Genomic DNA, 22,304 nt, shown 5'->3' on the forward strand with positions numbered 1-22,304 from the left:
GATACCTTCCTTATCAAAAGGAAATAATTAATTAAAATTCAACAAAAAATAGCGTTTTTCTTGACAACTATAATAGCTTTTTTGTAAAATCCCTATCTCTTTACGAAAGACCTATGTCTTGCTCGTACGATCGCTTGATCCTATGCGAGTTATTTTGATGTAAAGAGGTCGCGAGTTTGCGACAAGTTCTTTTTAAAGGAAAACACATGGAAAGAATCAGGTTAAAGCTAAAAGCTTACGACCATAGAGTTCTAGACCGCACTGTTGCAGCAATCGTAGAAGCTGTCAAACGAACAGGTGCCGACGTTCGTGGCCCGGTACCAATGCCTACAAAGATCAAACGCTATACAGTCTTAAAATCTCCACACATTAACAAAGACTCACGTGAGCAGTTTGAGATGAGAATACACGCTCGTATGCTTGACATCGTAGCTGCTACTCCAGAAACTGTAGATAGCCTAACAAAACTCGACCTAGCTCCAGAAGTTAATGTCGAAGTTCGTGCGATGAAATAAGCGGACAAAAGGATAAGAGTATGGAATATATTGTAGAAAAAATAGGCATGAGTAGAACGATTGCCACGAAGAGTACGCCAGTTACACTACTTAAGCTAGTTGAGGCTAAAGTATGTGAGATCGACGAAAACAAACGTGCTATCGTAGCGTATGCCCACACTAAAGCAAACAACAAAGCTATCGCTGGCCAGCAAAAGAAATACAATCTGACAGCAGAATTTAACAAATTTGCTACGCTTGAAGTAGCTAATAGCGAAGTTGGAAACCTAGACTTTACACCATTAAATGAGGCTAAAATTTTAAAAGTTAGCTTTAACTCAAAAGGTAGAGGCTACCAAGGTGTGGTAAAAAGACATGGTTTCGGTGGTGGTCCAAAAAGCCACGGCTCACGTTTCCACAGACGCCACGGTTCAATTGGTAACTGCGAATGGCCAGGTCGTGTTCAACCAGGTATGAAAATGGCAGGACACATGGGCAATGAGAAAGTTACTGTTAAAAACGAGCTAATAAGCTTTGACGCTCAAAATGGCATCGTAGTTGTAAAAGGTTGCGTTCCTGGTCACAATGGTGCAATGGGTAAAATAAGGATTGTAAAATGAGTAAAATTCACGTATTAAACGATAAATTTGAAAATTCAGGCGAGTTAGAGCTTCCTGCAAGCTACGCTGAAGTAAATCCACACAACCTATATCTTTATGTAAAATCTTACCTTGCTGGTATAAGAGCAAATTCGGCTCATACTAAAAGCCGTGCTTTTGTAAGCGGTGGTGGTAAAAAACCATGGAGACAAAAAGGACGTGGTGGTGCAAGAGCGGGTTCAACTAGAACTAACGTTTGGGTAGGCGGTGCAGTTGCATTTGGTCCAACAAACGAGAAAAACTATTTTCAAAAAGTCAATAAAAAACAAAAAAGACTAGCTCTTGAGTACGCTTTGGCAGTAAAAGCACAAGATGGTAAAATTTTCGCAGTAGATAGCATCTCAATCGAGTCTGGAAAGACAAAAGATGCAGCTAATATCATCAAAAATTTAAAAGTAAAAGACGCACTTATCGTTAAAGATTTACTAGACGATAAAACACTACTTGCTTTTAGAAATTTAGCAAACTGCTATGTAGTAGATGCAAATGAGGTAAATGCTTATCTTGTCTCTACATTTAGTTCGGTTATCATTGAAAAAGCTGCACTAAAAACTATAACAAAAGAGGGCTAAAATGGCGGATATAACTGATATCAAAACAATTATTTATACAGAAAAAACTCTAGGCCTTCAAGAACAAGGCGTTGTTGTTATCCAAACTTCACCAAGAGTTACAAAAAACAGCTTAAAAGCGGTTTTACAAGAGTATTTTGGAGTAACGCCTGTTCGCGTAAATTCACTTAGAATTAGCGGCAAGGTTAAGCGTTTTAGAGGAAGAGCAGGCCAACGTGACGAGATAAAGAAATTCTACGTTAAGTTACCTGAAGGCGTAAGCCTAGAAAATACGGAGGCGTAAGATGGCTATAAAATCATATAAACCATATACACCTAGTCGTAGATATATGACTGGACTAAGCTCTGAAGATATAACAGCTAAACCAAGCGTTAGAAGCTTGCTTGTTAAACTACCTGCAACTGGCGGTAGAAACAACAATGGTCGTATAACTTCAAGACACAAAGAAGCAGGTGCAAAAAAACTTTATCGTATCATCGACTTTAAACGTCGCAAATTTGGTATAGAGGGTAAAGTTGAAGCGATCGAGTACGATCCAAACAGAAACTGCCGTATCGCTCTTATAGCTTACAAAGATGGCGAAAAACGCTATATCATTAGACCAAATGGCCTAAATGTTGGCGACGTTATCGCATCTATCGATGAGGGCTCACTAGATATTAAACCAGGCAACGCTATGAAATTAAGATTTATCCCAGTTGGTACTATCGTTCATAACGTAGAGCTAAAACCTGGCAAAGGCGCTCAGATAGCTCGTTCAGCTGGCGGTTATGCTCAGTTAATGGGTAAAGAAGAGAAATATGTTATCTTAAGAATGCCAAGTGGCGAGATGAGACAAGTGCTAGCTGAGTGTATGGCAAGTATCGGTGTAGTAGGCAACGAAGACTGGGCTAACATCACTATAGGTAAAGCTGGACGTAATCGCTACCGCGGTATCCGCCCACAAACACGTGGTTCTGCTATGAACCCAGTTGATCACCCACACGGTGGTGGTGAAGGTAAGAAAAATTCAGGCCGTCACCCAGTTACTCCATGGGGTAAACCAACTAAAGGTGCTAAGACTCGCCGTAAAAAAGCTAGCGATAAGCTTATAATTTCAAGAAGGAAAGGAAAATAGAGATGGCAAGATCACTCAAAAAAGGTCCTTTCGTAGATGATCATGTAATGAAAAAAGTTATTGCCGCAAAAAATGCAAACGATAACAAACCAATCAAGACTTGGTCAAGACGTAGCACGATTGTACCTGAAATGATTGGACTAACATTTAACGTTCATAATGGCAAGAGCTTTATTCCTGTATATGTTACAGAAAATCATATAGGCTATAAACTTGGCGAATTTGCTCCAACACGCACATTTAAGGGTCACAAAGGCTCAGTGCAAAAGAAAATCGGCAAGTAAGGGGAGATGATATGAGTAGAGCAATTATAAAATTCGTAAGACTTTCTCCTACAAAAGCAAGACTTATAGCAAGAGAAGTTCAAGGTATGAATGCCGAGCTAGCACTTGCAAGCTTGCAATTTATGCCAAATCGTGGTGCTAAATTTATAGCAAACGCTATTAGCTCAGCAGTAGCAAATGGCGGATTTGAGCCAGAAGAAGTTGTAGTAACTAGTTGCCGCGTTGACGCTGGTCCTGTATTAAAGAGATTTAGACCAAGAGCAAGAGGAACAGCGAGCAAAATTCGCAAACCTACTTCTCATGTAATGGTAGAAGTATCTAAACCTGAAAAGAAGGAAGCATAATATGGGACAAAAAGTAAATCCAATAGGTCTTAGACTAGGAATTAACCGCAACTGGGAATCTAGATGGTTTCCAACCAAACAAAGTCTTCCTGAAAATATCGGTGAAGATTACAAAATTCGTGCATTTTTAAAGAAAAAACTTTACTATGCAGGAATTAGCCAAATTCTAATCGAAAGAACGGCTAAAAAACTTCGTGTAACCGTAGTTGCAGCTCGTCCTGGTATCATCATTGGCAAAAAAGGTCAAGATGTTGAAAACCTAAAGAACGAAGTTAGCAAACTTATCGGCAAAGAAGTAAATGTAAATATCAAAGAAGAAAGAAAAGCTCAAGCTTCAGCTCAACTTGCTGCTGAAAACGTAGCTATGCAACTTGAAAAGCGTGTCGCATTTAGACGTGCTATGAAAAAAGTTATCCAAGGTGCTCAAAAATCAGGCGCTAAAGGTATCAAAATTTCAGTTGCTGGTCGTTTAGGTGGCGCTGAGATGGCAAGAACCGAGTGGTATCTAGAAGGTCGCGTTCCGCTTCATACTCTTAGAGCAAAGATAGATTACGGTGTAGCTGAGGCTCATACAACTTATGGAAACATAGGTATTAAAGTATGGATTTTTAAAGGTGAGGTTCTTCAAAAAGGTGTTCAACCTGAGAAAACTGAAGAAGAGGCACCTAAGAAAACACGTAGAGCAAGAAGAGGTAAATAATTATGTTGATGCCTAAAAGAACGAAATTTCGTAAGCAAATGAAAGGTCGCAACCGTGGTTATGCGACTCGCGGAGCATCTTTAGCAACTGGCGAATTTGCACTTAAAGCTGTTGAGGCTGGTAGAGTAAATTCACGCCAAATAGAAGCTGCTCGTCAAGCTCTAACTCGTCACGTAAAGAGACAGGCTAAAATTTGGATTAGGGTTTTCCCTGACAAGCCACTTACTAAAAAACCTCTACAAACTCGTATGGGTAAAGGTAAGGCAGGAGTTGAAGAGTGGGTTATGAACATTAAACCTGGTCGTATAATATTTGAAATGGCTGGTGTTGACGAAGAGTTGGCTCGTGAGGCTTTAACTTTGGCTCTACACAAACTTCCATTCAAATCAAAATTTGTAACGCGAGAGAGTGAAAATGAAATATACTGAGTTAAAAGATAAGAGCGTTGCAGAATTAAACGCGTTGCTAAAAGAGAAAAAGGTGCTTTTATTTACTTTAAGACAAAAGCTAAAAACTATGCAGTTAAGCAACCCTAATGAGATTAGTGCTGTTCGCAAAGAGATAGCTCAGATCAACACTGCAATTAGTGCAACAAGACAAGGGGCGTAAAATGGCATTAAAAAGAGAAATTCAAGGTGTTGTTTTACAAAAAGCTGGAGATAAAACAGCTACTATTTTGGTAGAAAGACGCGTTATGCACCCAAGATACCATAAATTTGTAAAACGTTTTAAGAAGTATTTAGTTCATGATGAGAAAAATGAGACAAGAGCAGGCGATACAGTTGTTGCAGTTGAGTGCAGACCACTTTCAGCTCGCAAGAATTTTCGCTTAAAAGCTGTATTGGCAAAGGGAGTTGAGTAATGATTCAAAGTTTTACAAGACTTGCAGTTGCTGATAACAGCGGTGCAAAAGAGTTAATGTGTATAAAAGTTCTTGGCGGCAGCAAAAGAAGATACGCTACACTTGGCGATATCATAGTTTGCTCTGTTAAAAAAGCTCTTCCAAATGGTAAGATCAAAAAAGGACAGGTTGTAAAAGCTGTTGTTGTAAGAACTAAAAGAGAGGTTCAAAGAGATAATGGTTCGCTAATTCGCTTCGACGAGAACGCAGCTGTTATACTTGATAGCAAAAAAGAGCCAGTCGGCACTCGTATTTTTGGACCAGTTGGACGTGAAGTTAGATATGCTAACTTTATGAAGATTGTTTCGCTAGCTCCGGAGGTTTTATAATGGCTAATGTAAAATTTAAAGTCAAAAAAGGCGATACTGTAAAGATTATCGCTGGTGACGATAAAGGCAAAACTGGTAAAATTTTAGCAGTTCTTGCAAAAAAAGGTCAGGTTATAGTTGAGGGATGCAAAGTAGCTAAAAAAGCTATCAAACCAAGCGAAAAAACTCCAAATGGTGGTCACGTAAATAAAGAGATGCCAATTGATATATCAAACGTCGCGAAAGTTGAAGGATAAGAGATATGAGTAGATTAAAAGATAAATTTAACGAAACTATCAAGCCAGCTCTCGTAAAAGAATTTGACATCAAAAATCCAATGCTTATCCCTGCGCTCGAGAAAATCGTGATCAGTGTAGGTGCTGGAGATTCTGCGAAAGATCAGAAAGTGCTTCAAAATATGGCTGATACCATTTCACTTATCGCTGGACAAAAAGCAGTTATCACTGATGCTAAAAAATCAGTTGCTGGCTTTAAAGTTCGCGAAGGTTTCCCTGTTGGTATCAAAGTAACTTTGAGAAAAGAGCAAATGTATGCTTTCTTAGATAAACTAATCAGCGTTGCTCTTCCAAGAGTTAAAGACTTCCGTGGTCTTCCAAAAAATGGCTTTGACGGACGTGGAAACTATAACTTCGGTCTTAGCGAGCAGCTAATGTTTCCAGAGGTTGAGTATGATAAAATTTTACGAACTCATGGTATGAATATTACGATTGCTACTACGGCTAAAAACGATAAAGAGGCATTCAAATTGCTAGAGCTATTTGGTGTGCCGTTTGCAAAAGGAAAGTAAAATGGCAAAGAAATCAATGATAGCAAAAGCTGCACGCAAGCCAAAATTTGCGGTTCGCGGCTATACTAGATGCCAAATTTGCGGTCGTCCGCACTCTGTTTATAAAGATTTTGGAATTTGCCGTGTTTGCCTAAGAAAAATGGCTAACGAAGGCCTAATACCTGGTCTTAAAAAAGCAAGTTGGTAAGGAAGAGAAATGTTGAACGATTTAATATCAGATGGATTAACACGCATTAGAAATGCAAGTATGAGAAGACTTGAGACTGCGAAATTGCTTCATTCTAAGGTTGTTGAGGCTACTCTTTCTATCCTTGCAGCAAAAGGCTATGTAGAGAGCTACAACGTTATTGAAGAAGGTAACAAGAAATTTATAAACGTAGTTTTAAAGTATGATGAGTACGGCAGAAGCGTTATAAACGAGCTTAAAAGGGTTTCAAAACCTGGTCGCCGCGTTTATCAAGGCAAAGACGACATTAAGCGTTTTAAAAATGGTTACGGAACAGTTATCGTTAGCACAAGCAAAGGCGTTATGAGCGGTATTGAAGCAAGTAAAGCTGGCGTTGGCGGCGAGGTTCTTTGCACCGTTTGGTAATAAACTGCGTTAAAAACGCTATTTTGACCTTATAACTTAAGGTTAAAATTTCTTTTTAGCTAGGTGAAATTTTATATTTCGCCAAGGCTAAATTTAGAAATCAAAATGAAGGTTTCGTCAAATTTGACGATCAAATTTACGGCATTGTGGTGTTTATTCGTAAATGTAGGAACACCCTAGACAAGTAAAGGAAAAAAATGTCACGTATTGGAAAACAGCCTATCGCTATCCCAAGTGGTGTAGACGTTAGTGTTGAAAATAATGTCCTAAAATTTAAAAAGGGCAATCACTTAAAAGAGCTTGACACAAAAGGTCACGTTGATGTCAAGATAGAAAATGGTCATATAGTTTTTGCTCCAAAGGGCGAAGATCGCCAAAGCAGAGCTTACTGGGGAACATATAGAGCACTTGCTAACAACATCGTAACTGGTATCACTCATGGCTTTACTCGCCAGCTTGAGATCAACGGCGTTGGTTACAAAGCAGCTGCAAAAGGTAAAATTTTAGAGCTTTCTCTTGGTTTTTCACACCTTATCAACTATGAGCTACCAGCAGGAGTTGAAGCTAGCGTTGATAAAAACGTTATTACTATCAAAGGTGACGACAAACAAGTGGTAGGTCAAGTGGCTGCTCAAGTTAGAGGATTTAGACCACCTGAGCCATATAAAGGCAAGGGCGTTAAATATCTAGAAGAACGTATCATCCGCAAAGCGGGCAAGACATCTAAGAAGTAAGGAGCGGTAAATGACAGCAAAAGTACTAAAAAGAAAAATCGCTCTTAGAATTAAGAGAAAAAGAAGAATCAGAGGTAAAATTTCTGGTGTTGCAACTTGCCCAAGAGTTTCTATTTTCAAATCAAACAGAACCCTTTATGTTCAAGCGATTGACGACGTTACAGCTACTACACTATCTGCAGTTGATGGTAGAAAAATAGGCATAAAAGCAAATAAAGAAGGTGCGGTCACTTTAGCTAAAGAATTTGCTAAGGCTTTAAAAGCTAAGAAGATAGATGTTGCGATTTTTGATAGAAATGGTTATTTATACCATGGAGTTATCGCAGCATTTGCTGAAGCTTTAAGAGAAAATGGCATCAAGCTATAACCCAAAGGAAAATCGATGGAAAAATATAATAGAGAAGAATTTGAAGAAGTAATCGTCGATATCGGTCGGGTTACAAAGGTTGTTAAAGGTGGTCGTAGATTTAGATTTACAGCTTTAGTTGTTGTTGGTAATAGAAATGGTCTAGTTGGCTTTGGATATGGCAAAGCTAAAGAGGTACCAGATGCGATGAGAAAAGCGATTGACGACGCATTTAAAAATATTATCCACGTTAAGATCAAGGGCACAACTATCCCTCACGATGTAGAGGTAAAATACAACGCAAGTAGAATGCTACTTCGCCCAGCTAGCGAAGGTACCGGTGTTATCGCTGGCGGTAGTGCACGTCCTATTATCGAGCTTGCAGGTATTAAGGATATCCTTACTAAATCACTTGGCTCAAACAACTCAGCAAACGTCGTTCGTGCTACTATAAAAGCACTTAGTTTGCTAAAAAGCTAAGAGAAAGGAGTTAAGATGGCATTAGAAAAATTAACACCTGCTGCAGGTTCAACTCATGCAACTAAAAGAATAGGTCGTGGTCAAGGCAGTGGCAATGGCAAAACTGCTGGCAAAGGCAACAAAGGTCAAAGAGCAAGAAAAGGCTACAATGAAAAAAGAGGTTTTGAGGGCGGACAACAACCACTTCAAAGACGTCTTCCAAAGGTGGGCTTTGCTTCTAAATTTGAAAAACCTTATGTTATCAATGTTGAAAAGATCGCAGCTATAAAAGAGCTTGCGGAAATTTCAATCGCAACAATAGCTAGCGTTCATAAAATTTCAAAGAGCGTTACTAAGATAAAACTAATCGGTGCAAGCGCAAAAGCTCTTGCTTCAAAGATCAAAGACGAGAACGTTAGCGTTAGCGGAACAAAATAATGGATAAAACACTGACCAACAAGATTTTAATCACGTTGGCATTTTTGTTCGCATACAGGATACTGGCTTATGTGCCAGTTCCTGGTGTTAATGTCGACGTAATTAAAGAATTTTTCAATTCAAACAATAGCAACGCCTTGGGTCTATTTAATATGTTTAGTGGTAAAGCCGCTGAGCGTTTAAGCATCATATCTCTAGGCATTATGCCTTACATCACAGCTTCGATCATCATGGAGCTTCTAGCAGCGACATTTCCAAAGTTAGGTCAGATGAAAAAAGAGCGCGACGGTATGCAAAAATATATGCAAATCATACGTTATGCGACTATCGTTATCACTCTTGTACAATCAATCGGCGTCTCTATCGGACTTCAAAGCTTAAGCGGTCGTGGTGGCGAGCAAGCTATCATGATAGATATGAATTTATTTATCGCGATCTCTGCTGTATCTATGCTAACTGGCACTATGCTACTTATGTGGATAGGTGAGCAGATCACGCAGCGCGGTATAGGCAATGGTATAAGTCTTATCATCTTTGCGGGCATCGTCTCTGGCATACCTAGTGCGATCGGCGGAACTGTAAATTTGGTAAATACTTCTGAGATGAATTTCTTAACAGTCATCGCTATTTTGGTGATCATTTTAGCGACTATTGGTGCTATTATATTTGTCGAGATGGGCGAAAGACGTATACCTATCTCTTACTCAAGAAAAGTGATAATGGAAAATCAAAACAAACGTATAATGAACTATATACCGATCAAAGTAAATTTAAGTGGCGTTATCCCACCGATATTTGCTAGTGCGATTTTGATGTTTCCAAGCACTATTTTGCAGGCTAGCACAAATCCAGTAATCCAAGCCATCAACGACTTTTTAAGTCCAAATGGCTATATGTTTAATGTTTTAACATTTTTATTTATCATCTTCTTTGCGTTTTTCTATGCATCAATCGTGTTTAACACAAAAGATATAAGTGAAAATTTAAAGAAACAAGGCGGATTTATCCCAGGTGTTAGACCGGGCGAAAGTACAGCTAGCTATCTAAATGAAGTAGCTGGCAGGCTAACTTTAGGTGGAGCTTTGTACTTGGGTATCATTTCAACATTGCCTTGGGTACTTGTAAAGACTATGGGCGTACCATTTTATTTTGGCGGTACATCAGTTCTTATCGTGGTTTCAGTAGCACTTGATACGATGAGACGTATAGAAGCTCAGTCTTATACAAACAAATACCAAACTCTAAGTGCAGTAGGTCTATAAAATGGCTATCACGCTAAAAAGACCAGCTGAGATAGAGAAAATGAGAGCGGCGAACAAGATCGTCGCTCGAACACTTGATCACATTTCTACGATCATAAAACCTGGAATTTCACTTCTTGAGATAGATAAAATTTGTGAAGATATGATAAGAGCCGCTGGAGCAAAACCTGCTTTTAAAGGGCTTTATGGCTTTCCAAATGCAGCTTGCATAAGCGTCAATGAAGTGGTGATCCACGGAATTCCAAATGAGTACAAGCTAAAAGAGGGCGATATCGTTAGTGTAGATATTGGCTCAAATTTAGATGGTTATTTTGGTGATTCAGCTAGGACATTTGGAGTTGGTAAAATTTCAAAAGAAGACGAAGCTTTGATCGCTTGCTCAAAAGACACGCTATATTTTGCGATTAATTTTATAAGAGCTGGTATGCATTTTAAAGAGATTAGCTACGAGCTTGAGAAATTTATTCTTGGTAGAGGATATGTACCTTTGCGCGGATATTGCGGTCATGGCATAGGCAAAAGGCCACATGAAGAGCCAGAAATTCCAAATTATCTTGAAGGGAACAATCCAAAAGCTGGACCAAAGATAAAAGAGGGGATGGTTTTTTGTATAGAGCCGATGATCTGCCAAAAAGATGGCACGCCAGTTTTAGGAAGCGATAACTGGAAAGTAACCTCAAAAGATGGTTTGAGAACCAGCCATTATGAACATTGCATGGCGATAGTTAATGGCAAAGCCGAAATTTTAAGTCAAGCGTAAAATTTATAGCAAAAATTTAAAGAAAGGAGAGTTTGTGGCAAAAGACGATGTCATTGAGATTGATGGAAATGTTGTTGAAGCACTGCCAAATGCAACTTTTAAAGTTGAGCTTGACAACAAACATATAATTTTATGTCATATCGCCGGAAAGATGAGAATGCATTATATAAAGATAATGCCTGGCGACCGCGTAAAAGTAGAACTTACGCCATATAGCCTAGACAAGGGCAGGATCACTTATAGATATAAGTAAATTTAGGCTCTTGGCAAATATGCTAAGTAAATTTAAAGCTGGTTTTGGATAAAATCCAAGCTTTGCGAAAAGCTGTATGAAGAATTATTTTCAAAGTTCCCCACTTATTTTGAAAATAGTTGGTTTAAATTATTTCTTTAGACCTGATGCAGCCCCTAAAAAAGTGGAATAAATTTTTAGGAGACTAAAATGAAAGTTCGTCCTTCTGTAAAGAAGATGTGTGACAAATGTAAAATTGTCAAACGTAGTGGCATAATTCGTGTTATCTGCGAAAATCCAAAACATAAACAAAGACAAGGATAAGGCATGGCACGTATTGCAGGTGTAGATTTACCAAACAAAAAGAGAATCGAGTATGGTTTGACTTATATCTATGGTATAGGTCTTTACAAATCTCGTCAAATTCTTGACGCAGCTGGAATTTCTTATGATAAGAGAGTTTATGAGCTTAGCGAAGACGAAGCAGCAGCTATCCGTAAAGAAATTCAAGAGCACCACGTCGTTGAGGGTGATTTGAGAAAACAAGTTGCTATGGATATCAAAGCTCTTATGGATCTTGGAAGTTATAGAGGTCTTCGCCACAGAAAAGGTCTTCCTGTTCGTGGTCAAAAGACTAAAACTAATGCTAGAACCAGAAAAGGCAGACGTAAAACTGTCGGTGCGGCTACTAAGTAAGGCAAGGGTTAAAGGATAATAAATGGCGAAAAGAAAAATTGTTAAGAAAAAAGTAGTTAGAAAAAGCATAGCCAAAGGTATCGTTTATATCAGTGCAACATTTAACAACACTATGGTAACCGTAACTGATGAAATGGGAAATGCTATTGCATGGAGTAGTGCAGGTGGCTTAGGCTTTAAAGGTAGTAAAAAATCAACTCCTTACGCAGCTCAACAAGCAGTTGAAGATGCTTTAACAAAAGCAAAAGAGCACGGCATTAAAGAAGTTGGCATTAAGGTTCAAGGTCCAGGTAGCGGACGTGAAACGGCTGTTAAGAGTGTAGGTGGTGTAGAGGGTATAAAAGTAACTTTCTTTAAAGATATCACACCTTTACCACACAATGGTTGCAGACCGCCAAAACGCCGCCGCGTATAATTAGAGAAAATTAGGAGAAATTATTATGGCTAGATATACAGGACCTGTTGAAAAATTAGAAAGACGTCTTGGTGTGTCTCTTGCGTTAAAAGGCGAAAGAAGACTTGCTGGTAAAAGTGCTTTAGAAAAAAGACCTTATGCACCAGGACAACACGGACAAAGAAGAGCAAAGATAAGCGAATATGGCTTACAACTTCGCGAGAAGCAAAAAGCTAAATTTATGTATGGTGTTTCAGAGAAACAATTTAGAAGATTGTTCCAAGAAGCAGCACGCCGCGAGGGCAACACTGGTGCTCTTTTGGTTCAACTACTAGAGCAGAGATTAGACAATGTTGTTTATAGAATGGGCTTTGCAACGACTCGTCGTTTTGCTCGCCAGCTTGTAACTCACGGACATATTTTGGTAAATGGCAAGAGAGTGGATATCCCATCTTACAGAGTGGAGCCAGGCTCTAAAGTAGAAGTTGCTGAGAAATCTAAAAACAATCCACAAATCGTTCGCGCGATCGATCTTACAGCTCAAACTGGCATCGTTGCTTGGGTAGATGTGGAAAAAGAGAAAAAATTTGGAATTTTCACTAGAAATCCAGAAAGAGAAGAGGTTATCATTCCTGTTGAGGAAAGATTTATAGTAGAGCTTTACTCAAAATAATAGAGGGTATAAAGATGAGAAAGATTACTACATCAGCTTATATGCCAACTGAAATAGAAGTTAAAAGTGTTAGCGAAAATGTCGCTAACATTACAGCATATCCTTTTGAAGCAGGTTATGCTGTTACTTTGGCTCACCCACTACGCCGTCTTCTTTACACAAGCACAGTAGGCTTTGCTCCTATCGGTGTAAAGATAAAAGGCGTTAGTCACGAATTTGATAGTATGCGTGGCATGCTTGAAGACGTGGCATTTTTTATTATAAATTTGAAGAAGATCAGATTTAAATTAAAAAGCGGCAGCGAGCGTGAAGTTATAGAGTATAGCTTTAAAGGACCAAAAGAGATAACTGGAGCTGATCTAAATAACGACCTAGTTGAGATCGTTAACCCAGATGCATATCTTGCAACCATCAACGAAGATGCTGAGTTAAATTTCTCAGTTATCATCCAAAAAGGTATCGGATATGTTCCTAGTGAAGAGATCAGAGAAGAGATCGAAGACGAGTATATCGCACTAGACGCTTTCTTTACACCTGTTAAAAAAGCAGTTTATGAGATACAAAACGTCTTGGTTGAAGATGACCCAGACTACGAGAAAATCGTATTTACGATAACAACAGATGGTCAAGTTGGTCCAGTAGAAGCTTTTAAAAATTGTTTAGAAGCTATGTATCAACAAATGTCAGTATTTAAAGGAATTTTAGATATTGATGTCAGCGCCCCAGTTGCTAGTTCAAGCGCAAGCGGCGAGTTCTCAAAGCTACTTTCTAGTGTAGAAGATCTAAATTTAAGCGCTAGAAGTTTTAACTGCCTTGATAAAGCCGATATTAGATTTATCGGTGAGCTTGCGTTGATGGACGAAAATGAGCTTAAAGAGCTTAAAAATTTAGGTAAAAAATCTCTTGAAGAGATAAAAGCGGTTATGGAAGAGATAGGCTATCCAGTTGGTGTCGATGTGTTAAAAGATAGCAAAGAGCAACTCAGAAAGAAAATAACCGAGCTAAAATCACAAATGAGTGCAAAAGAATAAAAGGACAATAGATGAGACATAAACACGGATATCGCAAACTTGGTAGAACGTCATCTCATAGATCTGCATTGCTTAAGAATTTAGCGATAGCTATCATCAAAAGCGAAAAGATAGAGACAACTTTACCAAAAGCAAAAGAGCTTAGAAGCTATGTTGAAAAGCTTATCACAAGAGCTAGAAAGGGCGACTCTAACGCTCACAGAGCAGTATTTGCTTCATTGCAAGACAAAGAGACTACAAATAAGCTAGTTACTGAAGTGGCTCCAAAATTTAAAGAGCGCAACGGTGGCTATACAAGAATCATCAAAACTCGCGTTCGCAGAGGCGACGCAGCTGAGATGGCTTATATAGAGCTAGTAGCTGAATAATCCCCAGAGAGCCTATCTGGCTCTCTTTTCTTTCTAAATTTATCTTTTACGTTTATTTTTTAAAAATTTTGTTTTAAATTTATCCATTTTAGTCTGTGGCAAATTTACAAGTCGGAGCATTATAAATTTGATTTCGTGACTTTTAGATGAGCTGCTACGATGGGTTAAAATAGTTGTGTAAGTAAATTTATAGCGGCTTTAAAGCACAAAAGACAAAGCAGACGTTCTTTAATTTATGCCAAAAATCCCCAAAAAGAAGTCATAAATTTCTAACTCAAATTTATCCATTAAATTTCAAAGCTAATGCCATAAATTTCTAAATTTAGAGCTAGTTGGTTTTTAAATTTTGCTTCGTTGATTTTTCGTGATATTTGCTTTAGGTGGGTTATTTGCATTTTGAGTGGTTCTGGGTTAAATTTATAAGCTATTTTGCGAAGTTTTATGATTAAGGCTATATATTTAAAATGCAAAACCAAAAGCAGGGCAAATCATCCAGACAAACTATCTCAAATTTAAATTATTCAAAAAACAAATTTCAAATTTACAATCCAAAAAGCTGCAAAACTCTCACTTTGATAGGTTGCAGAAAGGCTTGGTAATGTGGCTGCGAGGGCAGAGATGGTGTAAGTTTGCTCTAAATATATGACTTACGGCCAAAACCAAATATATTGGTCAAATGCAATAAAAATGGCGCAGGTAAATTTCAAAAAATAGCAAAATAATAAAATATCTAAAAATTAGCCATAAATTTGCAAGCCAAACTCTACATATTTCTAAATTTTACTCTGAAAGAGACGATATTTGTTTAAACTATCTTACAAAGGATTTGAGATGATAGGTGGCGTAAATGGAGCTAATGTAAATTTATATAGTGGCTTTCAAAACATTAGAGAGCAAAGCGCTAGCAATATCAGGCCTAGCACAGACGAAAATTCCTTAAATTTATCATTACAAAAATTAGTTCAAAACGCAAACCAAAATAGCGAGCAGATAAATTTAAACCAGACAAATGAGAGTAAATTTAACAAAGATGATGAGCCGCTAAAATTTGCTAGAGATAACTCGCTCACAGGCATGGCCGCTAATGGCAAGATAAGCATCTGGGGCAAACTCATGGGATATGACAAGCAAATGAGCCAAGATGAGATAAACGAGCTTAAAAGCTTTGTTAGTCAGACCGAGGCGCTTGGCTTTGGAAGACTTTACGAATCGATCATCGGATACTATCCAACAAACGTCGATCTCTTTGCGAAAGAGTACACGTCAAAAGATGATAACGGCACCTTGCTTGGACTTAGACACAAGAGCCACGTGGAGGGCTTTGAGATACTGGATAAGGACATGAGCGTCGAGGAGTTCAAGGATAGGTGGCTGGACTATGCGCTGAGGCAATATCTTGGCGAGAGGGTCGGCGTGGAGAGTATTACGATAGGTAAGAAGGCCATCTCAATGCTAACTAGCACGAACAAGCCACCGATCGAATATGAGACAATGCAAAGCATAAATTTCACTGACGATGAGAGCAGGCAGAGATTTTTAACGCTGATGAAGGCTGGCATGAAGAGCGGCGCGAAATTTAAAGAGGTGATAGAGGGCGTGCTGTCGCTTTACAATGTGCAAAATACCGACAAACTTGACGGCAACAAGGTCTATGCTTCGGTGATCGGCCGAAGCGAGAAACTAGCGACCTACGACATCAATAAAGATGAGAAATTTGCCTACCTTAAGGAGCTAATGCGCCTTGAAAAAAACGGCATAGATATACTAAAGCTAATGGAGAAAAGCCAAAAAAAGCGAAATTTGGACATAAAAGTCTAGCCATTTTTATAAATTTAACCTCCAAAGCCATCTTTTTACTTTCAAGTGATACAATTTTGATTTTAATTATTACATTTTGCTTTTAAATTTGACGGGAGCTCTTATGAAAAAAGTGGTTTGGTTAAATCCTGTTGTAAAAAATATCTACGACTTTGCCGCACTTAAAGAAATTTTGCAAGATAAAGGCTTTAGCGTAGTAGAGTGCGAAAAAGACCACGTTAAAAGCGTAAAAAACGCATACAAAAACGCTCTTGCGCAAAGTGAGCTTATTTACGATAGTCGCTGTCCGAGGGCTGTAAATTTCATCAGGGCAAATTTCAAAGAGCAGGCCGTATTCATCTCAAATTTAAACCCTATTTTGATAGAAAGCGCGCTTGAGCTTAGCTCAAAGCTAAAAGAGGATGAGTGGCTTTATGTGACGACGCCTTGTGAGGACTTGGCAGAGCATGGCAGGGGGCTAAATTTGGAGCGAACTACATTTTTGACATGGAGAAGCTTTAGGGAGCAAAACGCTATAAATTTAAAGATGCGTAGTATCGAGCAAAGTCCGGTACCGCCAGGATTTTTCACAAATTTGGGCGTAAAAACTCTAAGCCTTGGTAGCAAAGAGAAGATAGAAAATGCCCTTTCATATAAATTTAGCGAGCTTAAAAACTACCAGATTATCGAGCTTTTATACTGCGAAAACGGCTGTCACAACGGAGATGGGCTGTGAGGGAAATTTTTAAAAAGAGCATTTTGATCCTAGCGATCTTTGCCATCTGGCAGGTCGTTTGCAAGCTAGAAATTTTCACGCCGTATATCTTGCCAAGTCCGCTAGCTACGCTAAAGACGATGTATGGCATGAGCCTAAGCGGCGAGCTTGCCACACACACCATTATCAGCTTTAAGCGCATATTTGCAGGATATGCTCTCTCGTTTGCCCTAGCACTCGTGCTTGGCGGTATAGCGGCACTTTTGCCAAAGATCAGCGTTTATTACGAGTGGATACTGGAGTTTTTTAGAAATATCCCGCCGCTTAGTTTGATCGCCATTTTGGTGCTTTGGTTTGGTATAAACGAGACGCCAAAGATCATCATTATCATCCTAGCCTCGTTTTTCCCGATGTTTCTAAGCATCCAAAAGGGGCTAACGAGCTGCGATATAAAGCTCATCGAGGTTGGCAAAATTTTTGGCTTTAGCAAATTTGAAATTTTTTACAAGATCATCTTAAAAAGCGCGCTAAAAGATATCTTTGTCGGCATGCGAATAGGCTTTGGCTACGCTATGCGCGCGATCATCGGAGCTGAAATGATAGCGGCTTCAAGCGGGCTGGGCTACTTAATCCTTGACGCCGAGGAGCTCTCACGCGCGGATAGGATATTTGTAGGCATTTTTACGATCGGCATTTGCGGCGTGCTCATAGATAGGATATTTTTGCTTTTGATAGCGAAATTTAGCCTTTTGCGAGGTGAAAAATGATAGAAATTTCAAATTTATCCAAGCATTTTTTTATAGGCGAAAAGCGTATCGATGTTTTAAGAGAGCTAAATTTGAGCATCAAAAAAGATAAGATCACCGTCATACTTGGTAGAAGCGGTTGTGGCAAAACGACGCTTTTACGCCTTATAGCAGGCCTTGAGAGCGTAAGTCAGGGCGAGATAAAATTTAAAGAGCAAGCAAAGATCGGCTTCGTATTTCAAGAGCCCCGCCTTATGCCGTTTTTAAATGTCTATGAAAACATCGTATTTGCGCTTAAAAAGCATGATATAGAGGCTGAAAAGATAGGTAGCTTGATATCGATGATAGGACTTAGCGACTTTAAATTTGCCACCGTTTCGCAGCTCTCTGGTGGTATGAGCTCGCGCGTTTCGCTTGCTAGAGTGCTTGCGTACGAGGCAAATTTGATCCTAATGGACGAGCCATTTGCCGCACTTGATGCCTTTACTAGAGCTAGCATGCAGGCTGAAATTTTAAAAATACAAGCTGGCAAAACCATCCTTTTTGTCACTCACAACATCGACGAGGCGCTATTTTTGGCTGATGAGATCATCTTGCTTGAAAAGGGCGGGATAAAGTCAAACTACGAGCTATCAAATTTAGTAAGGCCAAGATATCTGCTAAGTGAGGAGCTAATAGCGATAAAACGCAAAATTTTGAGTGAAATTTAGGCAAATAAAATGATAATTAAAACCAAAATGAAGCAAAAAATTATATAATCTTGAAAATTTTTAAAAGGAGTAAGTATGAGAAAGTTTTTCAAGGTTTTGTGCGTGGCCTCTTTGTTTTGCTTAGTTGCAAACGCAAGTGAAGGCTTAGATAAGATCGGCATGACCTACGTCAAATCGCCGCTAAACGTCCCTTCGATCGTCGATAAATTTAAAGGATTTTACGCGAAGTCTTTTGGCGTGCCGGTTGAGTACTCTGAGATCACCTCAGGTGCGAAGCAAACGCAAGCGCTCGCTTCAAATTCGCTCCAGTTTTTAAACTGCGTGGGCGGCACTTCTGTCATACTTGCAGCTGCAAATAAGGCTGATATAAAGATCATAAGCGCCTATTCAAGGGCACCAGAGGCCTTTGTTATATTTTCTAAAGATAAAAACATCAAGTCGCCAAAAGATCTAAAAGGCAAAAAAGTAGCAGGTCCAAAAGGCACTATCTTAAATGAGCTTTTGGTGAGATACCTAGCTCTTGGCGGTCTAGGCATAAATGACGTAGAGTTCATCTCTATGGGCATCCCTGCTGCGCAAGCTGCACTTGAAAACGGCAGCGTCGATGCAGCACTTCTTGCAGGACCAGCGGCTTACAACGCTCAAAAATCAGGCCTAAATGTAGTGACAACTGGCAAAGGCGTCATCACTCCAGTCATCGTCACGGCAACAAGCGGAGAGTTTTATAAAAAGCACAAAGATGTAGTTGAGAAATTTAAAAAGGCTCAGGATGAAATTTTGGCCTACATCAAAGCAAACGAGGACGAGGCGCTTAAATTTACAGCCGAAGAGACTGGGCTTAGCATAGAGGCGGTAAAGAGCATGTATCCTCAGTATGACTTTAGCCCAAATATCACGGCTGATGATATAAAAGCGCTCGAAGCTACGCAAGAATTTATGCTTGAGAGCAAGATGATTGAACATAAAATCGATATAAAATCACTTCTACCAAACTAAATTTAAAGGGCAAATTTGCCCTTTTTCTCCACAAAAAACCACCAAAATTTAAAGCCAAAATGCCTCCAGCAAAAGCCTAGAAAACGTTTGTTTGCACTTTATCTGCTATAATAGCTAAAAAATTTAAGGAAAAAATATGATCCCATTTAGTGATGAAGAGCTTTTAAAACCAGTGACTGCGAGTTTGCAAAAGGTGCTGCCTATGCTTGAAAATGACGGCGGCGGCATGGAGCTACTTGGCATAAAAAACGGCAAAATTTACGTAAGACTCACAGGACATTGTCACGGATGTGCAGCCAGCACGACCACGCTAAAATACGGCATCGAAAGGCAACTTCGCATCGACATTCATCCAGAGCTTGAGGTCATAAATGTTCCAATAGGCGAGGAATTTAACATTGATGGATTATAAAAAAGTAGGCATAAAATATTTCAAACGCTCTAAATTTAAAGACGCGATCTTTTACTTTTCACTAGCCTACGAAAAGACGCAGGAGAAAAATTTACTATTTTTGATACAAATTTGCTCTCTTGGCGAGGAAAATGCCGAAGAGGCAAAGCTCTTGTTTGACTACTACATGGCGAAAGTAAGAGCCGGCGAAGACGACGAGGGCGTGGAGGAAATTTTAAAAATTTTAGAGTCCAGAGACGAGGAGAGCGAGTACTTTGAAGAGCAAGACGCGATCAGCTACGAGGACTTTAAAAGGGCTGTTTATAAGGACGGCAGCTTTAAAAAGGTCTTTGAAAACATCATGTTCTCAACCAAGGTCATGATCTCAAACAAAGACGATTTTTTGGAATTTTTAGGAAATTTGATAAAAAATGACTTCATTGATATGAGCATGAACTACCTTGAGAGTGCGGCGGTGATGTTTGGCGGCGACGAGCGTATAGATCAGCTTTTTAAAGAGATACAAAAAAGACAAAACGATGAAAATATCAGTAGAAAATAGCTTCATAACAGATGATTCAAACGAGTGCGAGCAGGGTGCATACTTTGTGCAAACTACCGCAAATGCGAAATTTGTAGAACACGCGGCAAAAAACGGCGCTAAGATAATCACTCTTGAAGAGTGCAAAAAGCTTTTAAAAATAGACGAAAATCTAAAGATAGTTGGCATCACAGGCACCAACGGCAAGACCACAACGGCTGCGGCCATCTACGAGACCCTGCGAAATTTAGGCAAAAAATGCGGTCTAAGTGGCACCAGAGGGGCGTTTATAGAAGGCGAGCAGATAGATGACAAGGCGCTTACGACAAGTGCTATTTTAAAGACGCTCTCATATCTCAAAGCAGCCAGCGAGCGGGGCTGTGAGTACTTCGTGATGGAGGTTAGCTCGCACGCGATCGCTCAAAAACGCATAGAGAGCTTGAAATTTGCGCTAAAAATTTTTACAAATTTAACTCAAGACCATCTCGACTACCACAAGAGCATGGAGGAGTATGCTAGGGTAAAATCAAGCTTTTTTGACGATGAGAGCGTAAAGCTCATAAATATTGACGATGGCGGAGTTAAATTTAACCCAAAAAACGCCTACACATACGCGCTCAAAAAGCCAGCCAGCTTTGCACCGATAGTTTATGGGCTAAAGGACGGCATAGACGCAGTTATCAAGACGCCAAATGGCAATGTGGAGATAGACTCAAGCCTTCAAGGCGAGTTTAATCTCTACAACCTAATCGCAGCCCTTGGCGCCGTTTGCCTGCTAGAGCACCCAGACGCAGCCGCACTTTCAAAGGCGATAAGTAAATTTAAAGGTGTGAGCGGCAGGATGGAGGTCGTTAGCACCGATCCGCTAGTCATCGTGGATTTTGCCCATACGCCAGATGGCATCGAAAAGGTGCTAAACTCGCTTAGACATCTAAATTTGATCGCAGTCTTTGGTGCAGGCGGCGACAGAGATAGGACAAAGCGCCCAAAAATGGGAGCGATAGCCCAAAAATACGCAAGAATTTGCATAGTCACTAGTGACAATCCAAGAAGCGAAGAGCCAGAGAGCATAATCGATGAAATTTGCGCTGGCATGAGTCAAAATGAAAATTTGATACGAAACGCCAACCGCAAAGAGGCGATCGCGCTAGCCATTAGCAAACTAGAACCTGGCTGGGCGCTTGTCATACTTGGCAAAGGCGACGAGCCATATCAGGAGATAAAGGGCGTCAAGCACCCATTTAGCGACAAAGAAGTGGTGCTTGAAATTTTATCTAGATAACTTTTGAAAGGAAAAACGATGAAAATTTTAAATTTAGCCTTTACGGCTACTTGCGTTGCACTATTGCTAGGATGTGCCACTGCTCAAAAAGAGCCGCAAAAGCTACAATCTAGCGCAAACCAAAAGAGCTATCTGGTGAGCAACCTACCTCAAAATATAGAGTATGACGGCCAAATTTATCACCAAAAATACCAAAATGAATTTACGGTGGAGTATTATTTAGAAGATGAGGGCGGCTATGGATGGAGTAAGCTAATCAGCGTTACCTATGCGCCAAGCATCAAAAACATAGATGATTTTATAACAGCGATAAAAAAAACCACAGATCCAAAAAAGGGCAAATTTAAGATAGAAAAGATAGGTAGCGACAGCTCTTACCGTGAAGAAATTTACTATCCAGAGCCAAATAATCCAAAATTTAACAGCTACGAGATAACGCTAGATGTTACAAAAACGAGCGAGTGCGGGCTAGTCGGCGTATCTTTTGCTAGAAATTTCAAAACTCTTGACGAGCTAGAAAAGACGCTAAAGGCTGAGAAATTTAACGAGAAATTTTTAGCAAACAGACCAGTGATAGAGTGCAAATAAACTAAACAAGGCAGAAAATGACAATAGAAATTTTAGCTAGCAAGATCCACAGGGCCGTCGTAACAGACGCAAATTTAAACTACGTTGGCTCGATCAGCATCGGCGAGGAGCTTATAAAGGCTGCAAATTTGATAGAAAATCAAAAGGTTGAAATTTTAGATGTAAATAATGGCGAGAGATTTGCCACATACGTGATAAAGGGCAAAAAAGGCGAAATTTGCCTAAACGGCGCGGCTGCTAGAAAGGTCTGCGTAGGAGACGTGGTCATCATAGTGGCTTATGCTAGTATGAAATTTAAAAAGGCTAAGAAATTTAAGCCAACCATCGTGCATGTAAATAACAAAAACGAGATCATAAAGGAGTAG

At 39.5% G+C, this 22,304-nt stretch carries 39 protein-coding genes; all 39 read left to right on the forward strand.

Annotated features, from left to right (window positions below):
* Nucleotides 1–206 precede the first annotated feature (206 nt).
* The 39 genes from rpsJ (at nucleotide 207) to panD (ending at nucleotide 22,304) form a co-directional block, all read left to right on the forward strand.
* On the forward strand, nucleotides 207–515 hold the full coding sequence (gene rpsJ, locus F3G98_RS08900) for a 30S ribosomal protein S10 (RefSeq protein ID WP_009295257.1): 309 nt from the start codon (nucleotides 207–209) through the stop codon (nucleotides 513–515).
* A gap of 20 nt (nucleotides 516–535) precedes the next feature.
* A complete protein-coding gene (rplC, locus tag F3G98_RS08905; protein ID WP_002941563.1) occupies nucleotides 536–1,114 on the forward strand; it encodes a 50S ribosomal protein L3 in 579 nt (192 codons plus the stop codon).
* Nucleotides 1,111–1,725 carry a 50S ribosomal protein L4 gene (rplD, locus tag F3G98_RS08910; protein ID WP_012140561.1) on the forward strand — a complete coding sequence of 205 codons (615 nt, stop codon included), beginning with the start codon at nucleotides 1,111–1,113 and terminating at the stop codon, nucleotides 1,723–1,725. Before rplC ends, rplD begins: the two co-directional genes overlap by 4 nt.
* Nucleotide 1,726: 1 nt before the next feature.
* Nucleotides 1,727–2,008 (forward strand): 50S ribosomal protein L23, encoded by a 282-nt coding sequence (locus F3G98_RS08915; RefSeq protein ID WP_002941535.1) that lies wholly within the window; start codon nucleotides 1,727–1,729, stop codon nucleotides 2,006–2,008.
* A gap of 1 nt (nucleotide 2,009) precedes the next feature.
* Nucleotides 2,010–2,843 (forward strand): 50S ribosomal protein L2, encoded by an 834-nt coding sequence (gene rplB, locus F3G98_RS08920; RefSeq protein WP_002941522.1) that lies wholly within the window; start codon nucleotides 2,010–2,012, stop codon nucleotides 2,841–2,843.
* 2 nt (nucleotides 2,844–2,845) lie between these two features.
* Complete coding sequence (gene rpsS / locus F3G98_RS08925) at nucleotides 2,846–3,127, forward strand: 30S ribosomal protein S19 (protein WP_002941639.1); 282 nt, start codon at nucleotides 2,846–2,848, stop codon at nucleotides 3,125–3,127.
* 11 nt (nucleotides 3,128–3,138) lie between these two features.
* The gene (gene rplV / locus F3G98_RS08930) at nucleotides 3,139–3,471 is read left to right on the forward strand and encodes a 50S ribosomal protein L22 (protein WP_002941544.1); all 333 of its coding nucleotides are present in this window, start codon (nucleotides 3,139–3,141) and stop codon (nucleotides 3,469–3,471) included.
* Between the two features lies 1 nt (nucleotide 3,472).
* Nucleotides 3,473–4,171, forward strand: coding sequence for a 30S ribosomal protein S3 (gene rpsC, locus F3G98_RS08935; RefSeq protein WP_002941650.1), 699 nt, complete (start codon nucleotides 3,473–3,475; stop codon nucleotides 4,169–4,171).
* A 2-nt stretch (nucleotides 4,172–4,173) separates the two neighbouring features.
* Complete coding sequence (gene rplP / locus F3G98_RS08940; protein WP_002941572.1) at nucleotides 4,174–4,599, forward strand: 50S ribosomal protein L16; 426 nt, start codon at nucleotides 4,174–4,176, stop codon at nucleotides 4,597–4,599.
* Complete coding sequence (gene rpmC, locus F3G98_RS08945; RefSeq protein WP_002941625.1) at nucleotides 4,586–4,780, forward strand: 50S ribosomal protein L29; 195 nt, start codon at nucleotides 4,586–4,588, stop codon at nucleotides 4,778–4,780. The genes rplP and rpmC overlap by 14 nt, the downstream gene beginning before the upstream one ends.
* A 1-nt stretch (nucleotide 4,781) precedes the next feature.
* A complete protein-coding gene (rpsQ, locus tag F3G98_RS08950) occupies nucleotides 4,782–5,033 on the forward strand; it encodes a 30S ribosomal protein S17 (protein WP_002941511.1) in 252 nt (83 codons plus the stop codon).
* Complete coding sequence (gene rplN, locus F3G98_RS08955; RefSeq protein ID WP_002941516.1) at nucleotides 5,033–5,401, forward strand: 50S ribosomal protein L14; 369 nt, start codon at nucleotides 5,033–5,035, stop codon at nucleotides 5,399–5,401. Before rpsQ ends, rplN begins: the two co-directional genes overlap by 1 nt.
* Nucleotides 5,401–5,637, forward strand: a complete 237-nt coding sequence (gene rplX, locus F3G98_RS08960; RefSeq protein WP_009295260.1) for a 50S ribosomal protein L24 — start codon at nucleotides 5,401–5,403, stop codon at nucleotides 5,635–5,637. The genes rplN and rplX overlap by 1 nt, the downstream gene beginning before the upstream one ends.
* A 5-nt stretch (nucleotides 5,638–5,642) precedes the next feature.
* On the forward strand, nucleotides 5,643–6,188 hold the full coding sequence (rplE, locus tag F3G98_RS08965) for a 50S ribosomal protein L5 (RefSeq protein WP_002941643.1): 546 nt from the start codon (nucleotides 5,643–5,645) through the stop codon (nucleotides 6,186–6,188).
* Between the two features lies 1 nt (nucleotide 6,189).
* A complete protein-coding gene (locus tag F3G98_RS08970) occupies nucleotides 6,190–6,375 on the forward strand; it encodes a type Z 30S ribosomal protein S14 (protein WP_002941532.1) in 186 nt (61 codons plus the stop codon).
* A gap of 9 nt (nucleotides 6,376–6,384) precedes the next feature.
* Entirely contained in the window at nucleotides 6,385–6,780 is a 396-nt protein-coding gene (rpsH, locus tag F3G98_RS08975) for a 30S ribosomal protein S8 (protein WP_009295261.1), read from the forward strand.
* 197 nt (nucleotides 6,781–6,977) lie between these two features.
* Nucleotides 6,978–7,514, forward strand: a complete 537-nt coding sequence (gene rplF, locus F3G98_RS08980; protein ID WP_002941606.1) for a 50S ribosomal protein L6 — start codon at nucleotides 6,978–6,980, stop codon at nucleotides 7,512–7,514.
* A 10-nt stretch (nucleotides 7,515–7,524) separates the two neighbouring features.
* On the forward strand, nucleotides 7,525–7,881 hold the full coding sequence (gene rplR, locus F3G98_RS08985; protein ID WP_149726055.1) for a 50S ribosomal protein L18: 357 nt from the start codon (nucleotides 7,525–7,527) through the stop codon (nucleotides 7,879–7,881).
* 15 nt (nucleotides 7,882–7,896) lie between these two features.
* The gene (gene rpsE / locus F3G98_RS08990; protein ID WP_002941646.1) at nucleotides 7,897–8,340 is read left to right on the forward strand and encodes a 30S ribosomal protein S5; all 444 of its coding nucleotides are present in this window, start codon (nucleotides 7,897–7,899) and stop codon (nucleotides 8,338–8,340) included.
* A gap of 15 nt (nucleotides 8,341–8,355) precedes the next feature.
* Entirely contained in the window at nucleotides 8,356–8,757 is a 402-nt protein-coding gene (gene rplO / locus F3G98_RS08995; protein ID WP_002941506.1) for a 50S ribosomal protein L15, read from the forward strand.
* Nucleotides 8,757–10,019, forward strand: coding sequence for a preprotein translocase subunit SecY (gene secY, locus F3G98_RS09000; protein WP_009295263.1), 1,263 nt, complete (start codon nucleotides 8,757–8,759; stop codon nucleotides 10,017–10,019). The genes rplO and secY overlap by 1 nt, the downstream gene beginning before the upstream one ends.
* A gap of 1 nt (nucleotide 10,020) precedes the next feature.
* Nucleotides 10,021–10,779 (forward strand): type I methionyl aminopeptidase, encoded by a 759-nt coding sequence (map, locus tag F3G98_RS09005; RefSeq protein ID WP_103608164.1) that lies wholly within the window; start codon nucleotides 10,021–10,023, stop codon nucleotides 10,777–10,779.
* Between the two features lie 34 nt (nucleotides 10,780–10,813).
* Nucleotides 10,814–11,032, forward strand: coding sequence for a translation initiation factor IF-1 (gene infA / locus F3G98_RS09010; protein WP_002848031.1), 219 nt, complete (start codon nucleotides 10,814–10,816; stop codon nucleotides 11,030–11,032).
* A 189-nt stretch (nucleotides 11,033–11,221) separates the two neighbouring features.
* Nucleotides 11,222–11,335, forward strand: a complete 114-nt coding sequence (rpmJ, locus tag F3G98_RS09015) for a 50S ribosomal protein L36 (protein WP_002941545.1) — start codon at nucleotides 11,222–11,224, stop codon at nucleotides 11,333–11,335.
* 3 nt (nucleotides 11,336–11,338) lie between these two features.
* The gene (gene rpsM, locus F3G98_RS09020) at nucleotides 11,339–11,707 is read left to right on the forward strand and encodes a 30S ribosomal protein S13 (RefSeq protein WP_012140556.1); all 369 of its coding nucleotides are present in this window, start codon (nucleotides 11,339–11,341) and stop codon (nucleotides 11,705–11,707) included.
* 22 nt (nucleotides 11,708–11,729) lie between these two features.
* A complete protein-coding gene (gene rpsK, locus F3G98_RS09025) occupies nucleotides 11,730–12,122 on the forward strand; it encodes a 30S ribosomal protein S11 (RefSeq protein WP_021092633.1) in 393 nt (130 codons plus the stop codon).
* Nucleotides 12,123–12,147: 25 nt separating this feature from the next.
* Complete coding sequence (gene rpsD, locus F3G98_RS09030; RefSeq protein WP_002941501.1) at nucleotides 12,148–12,774, forward strand: 30S ribosomal protein S4; 627 nt, start codon at nucleotides 12,148–12,150, stop codon at nucleotides 12,772–12,774.
* A 14-nt stretch (nucleotides 12,775–12,788) separates the two neighbouring features.
* On the forward strand, nucleotides 12,789–13,805 hold the full coding sequence (locus tag F3G98_RS09035) for a DNA-directed RNA polymerase subunit alpha (protein ID WP_002941564.1): 1,017 nt from the start codon (nucleotides 12,789–12,791) through the stop codon (nucleotides 13,803–13,805).
* An 11-nt stretch (nucleotides 13,806–13,816) separates the two neighbouring features.
* Nucleotides 13,817–14,173: a 50S ribosomal protein L17 gene (gene rplQ / locus F3G98_RS09040; RefSeq protein ID WP_002941584.1), complete on the forward strand. Its 357-nt coding sequence runs from the start codon at nucleotides 13,817–13,819 to the stop codon at nucleotides 14,171–14,173.
* A gap of 831 nt (nucleotides 14,174–15,004) precedes the next feature.
* On the forward strand, nucleotides 15,005–15,991 hold the full coding sequence (locus F3G98_RS09045; protein ID WP_103608165.1) for a Cj0814-related protein: 987 nt from the start codon (nucleotides 15,005–15,007) through the stop codon (nucleotides 15,989–15,991).
* 103 nt (nucleotides 15,992–16,094) lie between these two features.
* Nucleotides 16,095–16,706: a hypothetical protein gene (locus F3G98_RS09050; protein ID WP_103597031.1), complete on the forward strand. Its 612-nt coding sequence runs from the start codon at nucleotides 16,095–16,097 to the stop codon at nucleotides 16,704–16,706.
* The gene (locus F3G98_RS09055) at nucleotides 16,703–17,452 is read left to right on the forward strand and encodes an ABC transporter permease (protein ID WP_103608166.1); all 750 of its coding nucleotides are present in this window, start codon (nucleotides 16,703–16,705) and stop codon (nucleotides 17,450–17,452) included. Before F3G98_RS09050 ends, F3G98_RS09055 begins: the two co-directional genes overlap by 4 nt.
* Complete coding sequence (locus F3G98_RS09060; RefSeq protein ID WP_103608167.1) at nucleotides 17,449–18,141, forward strand: ABC transporter ATP-binding protein; 693 nt, start codon at nucleotides 17,449–17,451, stop codon at nucleotides 18,139–18,141. The genes F3G98_RS09055 and F3G98_RS09060 overlap by 4 nt, the downstream gene beginning before the upstream one ends.
* A gap of 75 nt (nucleotides 18,142–18,216) precedes the next feature.
* Nucleotides 18,217–19,137 (forward strand): ABC transporter substrate-binding protein, encoded by a 921-nt coding sequence (locus F3G98_RS09065; protein ID WP_103608168.1) that lies wholly within the window; start codon nucleotides 18,217–18,219, stop codon nucleotides 19,135–19,137.
* Nucleotides 19,138–19,273: 136 nt separating this feature from the next.
* Nucleotides 19,274–19,549, forward strand: a complete 276-nt coding sequence (locus tag F3G98_RS09070) for a NifU family protein (protein WP_002941565.1) — start codon at nucleotides 19,274–19,276, stop codon at nucleotides 19,547–19,549.
* Entirely contained in the window at nucleotides 19,536–20,090 is a 555-nt protein-coding gene (locus tag F3G98_RS09075; protein ID WP_035160637.1) for a hypothetical protein, read from the forward strand. The genes F3G98_RS09070 and F3G98_RS09075 overlap by 14 nt, the downstream gene beginning before the upstream one ends.
* Complete coding sequence (locus F3G98_RS09080; RefSeq protein ID WP_103608169.1) at nucleotides 20,068–21,351, forward strand: UDP-N-acetylmuramoyl-L-alanyl-D-glutamate--2,6-diaminopimelate ligase; 1,284 nt, start codon at nucleotides 20,068–20,070, stop codon at nucleotides 21,349–21,351. The genes F3G98_RS09075 and F3G98_RS09080 overlap by 23 nt, the downstream gene beginning before the upstream one ends.
* Before the next feature lie 18 nt (nucleotides 21,352–21,369).
* Nucleotides 21,370–21,939 carry an HI_0983 family protein gene (locus tag F3G98_RS09085; RefSeq protein WP_103608170.1) on the forward strand — a complete coding sequence of 190 codons (570 nt, stop codon included), beginning with the start codon at nucleotides 21,370–21,372 and terminating at the stop codon, nucleotides 21,937–21,939.
* 17 nt (nucleotides 21,940–21,956) lie between these two features.
* Nucleotides 21,957–22,304: an aspartate 1-decarboxylase gene (panD, locus tag F3G98_RS09090; protein ID WP_103557800.1), complete on the forward strand. Its 348-nt coding sequence runs from the start codon at nucleotides 21,957–21,959 to the stop codon at nucleotides 22,302–22,304.

Source organism: Campylobacter concisus (genome assembly GCF_902460895.1).
GTDB classification, from domain to species: domain Bacteria; phylum Campylobacterota; class Campylobacteria; order Campylobacterales; family Campylobacteraceae; genus Campylobacter_A; species Campylobacter_A concisus_BC.

Coding starts and splice junctions, on each gene's coding strand:
- F3G98_RS09035 (WP_002941564.1), top strand. CDS start 12,789: ATGAGAAAGATTACTACATCAGCTTATATGCCAACTGAAATAGAAGTT.
- rplC (WP_002941563.1), top strand. CDS start 536: ATGGAATATATTGTAGAAAAAATAGGCATGAGTAGAACGATTGCCACG.
- rpsJ (WP_009295257.1), top strand. CDS start 207: ATGGAAAGAATCAGGTTAAAGCTAAAAGCTTACGACCATAGAGTTCTA.
- rpmC (WP_002941625.1), top strand. CDS start 4,586: ATGAAATATACTGAGTTAAAAGATAAGAGCGTTGCAGAATTAAACGCG.
- F3G98_RS09070 (WP_002941565.1), top strand. CDS start 19,274: ATGATCCCATTTAGTGATGAAGAGCTTTTAAAACCAGTGACTGCGAGT.
- rplQ (WP_002941584.1), top strand. CDS start 13,817: ATGAGACATAAACACGGATATCGCAAACTTGGTAGAACGTCATCTCAT.
- secY (WP_009295263.1), top strand. CDS start 8,757: ATGGATAAAACACTGACCAACAAGATTTTAATCACGTTGGCATTTTTG.
- rpmJ (WP_002941545.1), top strand. CDS start 11,222: ATGAAAGTTCGTCCTTCTGTAAAGAAGATGTGTGACAAATGTAAAATT.
- rpsH (WP_009295261.1), top strand. CDS start 6,385: ATGTTGAACGATTTAATATCAGATGGATTAACACGCATTAGAAATGCA.
- map (WP_103608164.1), top strand. CDS start 10,021: ATGGCTATCACGCTAAAAAGACCAGCTGAGATAGAGAAAATGAGAGCG.
- rpsK (WP_021092633.1), top strand. CDS start 11,730: ATGGCGAAAAGAAAAATTGTTAAGAAAAAAGTAGTTAGAAAAAGCATA.
- rplN (WP_002941516.1), top strand. CDS start 5,033: ATGATTCAAAGTTTTACAAGACTTGCAGTTGCTGATAACAGCGGTGCA.
- rplP (WP_002941572.1), top strand. CDS start 4,174: ATGTTGATGCCTAAAAGAACGAAATTTCGTAAGCAAATGAAAGGTCGC.
- F3G98_RS08970 (WP_002941532.1), top strand. CDS start 6,190: ATGGCAAAGAAATCAATGATAGCAAAAGCTGCACGCAAGCCAAAATTT.
- rplO (WP_002941506.1), top strand. CDS start 8,356: ATGGCATTAGAAAAATTAACACCTGCTGCAGGTTCAACTCATGCAACT.
- rplV (WP_002941544.1), top strand. CDS start 3,139: ATGAGTAGAGCAATTATAAAATTCGTAAGACTTTCTCCTACAAAAGCA.
- rplD (WP_012140561.1), top strand. CDS start 1,111: ATGAGTAAAATTCACGTATTAAACGATAAATTTGAAAATTCAGGCGAG.
- F3G98_RS09060 (WP_103608167.1), top strand. CDS start 17,449: ATGATAGAAATTTCAAATTTATCCAAGCATTTTTTTATAGGCGAAAAG.
- rpsC (WP_002941650.1), top strand. CDS start 3,473: ATGGGACAAAAAGTAAATCCAATAGGTCTTAGACTAGGAATTAACCGC.
- panD (WP_103557800.1), top strand. CDS start 21,957: ATGACAATAGAAATTTTAGCTAGCAAGATCCACAGGGCCGTCGTAACA.
- rplE (WP_002941643.1), top strand. CDS start 5,643: ATGAGTAGATTAAAAGATAAATTTAACGAAACTATCAAGCCAGCTCTC.
- rplX (WP_009295260.1), top strand. CDS start 5,401: ATGGCTAATGTAAAATTTAAAGTCAAAAAAGGCGATACTGTAAAGATT.
- F3G98_RS09045 (WP_103608165.1), top strand. CDS start 15,005: ATGATAGGTGGCGTAAATGGAGCTAATGTAAATTTATATAGTGGCTTT.
- F3G98_RS09065 (WP_103608168.1), top strand. CDS start 18,217: ATGAGAAAGTTTTTCAAGGTTTTGTGCGTGGCCTCTTTGTTTTGCTTA.
- rplF (WP_002941606.1), top strand. CDS start 6,978: ATGTCACGTATTGGAAAACAGCCTATCGCTATCCCAAGTGGTGTAGAC.
- F3G98_RS09080 (WP_103608169.1), top strand. CDS start 20,068: ATGAAAATATCAGTAGAAAATAGCTTCATAACAGATGATTCAAACGAG.
- F3G98_RS09085 (WP_103608170.1), top strand. CDS start 21,370: ATGAAAATTTTAAATTTAGCCTTTACGGCTACTTGCGTTGCACTATTG.
- F3G98_RS09050 (WP_103597031.1), top strand. CDS start 16,095: ATGAAAAAAGTGGTTTGGTTAAATCCTGTTGTAAAAAATATCTACGAC.
- F3G98_RS08915 (WP_002941535.1), top strand. CDS start 1,727: ATGGCGGATATAACTGATATCAAAACAATTATTTATACAGAAAAAACT.
- rpsS (WP_002941639.1), top strand. CDS start 2,846: ATGGCAAGATCACTCAAAAAAGGTCCTTTCGTAGATGATCATGTAATG.
- rpsE (WP_002941646.1), top strand. CDS start 7,897: ATGGAAAAATATAATAGAGAAGAATTTGAAGAAGTAATCGTCGATATC.
- rplB (WP_002941522.1), top strand. CDS start 2,010: ATGGCTATAAAATCATATAAACCATATACACCTAGTCGTAGATATATG.
- rpsD (WP_002941501.1), top strand. CDS start 12,148: ATGGCTAGATATACAGGACCTGTTGAAAAATTAGAAAGACGTCTTGGT.
- rpsQ (WP_002941511.1), top strand. CDS start 4,782: ATGGCATTAAAAAGAGAAATTCAAGGTGTTGTTTTACAAAAAGCTGGA.
- rplR (WP_149726055.1), top strand. CDS start 7,525: ATGACAGCAAAAGTACTAAAAAGAAAAATCGCTCTTAGAATTAAGAGA.
- rpsM (WP_012140556.1), top strand. CDS start 11,339: ATGGCACGTATTGCAGGTGTAGATTTACCAAACAAAAAGAGAATCGAG.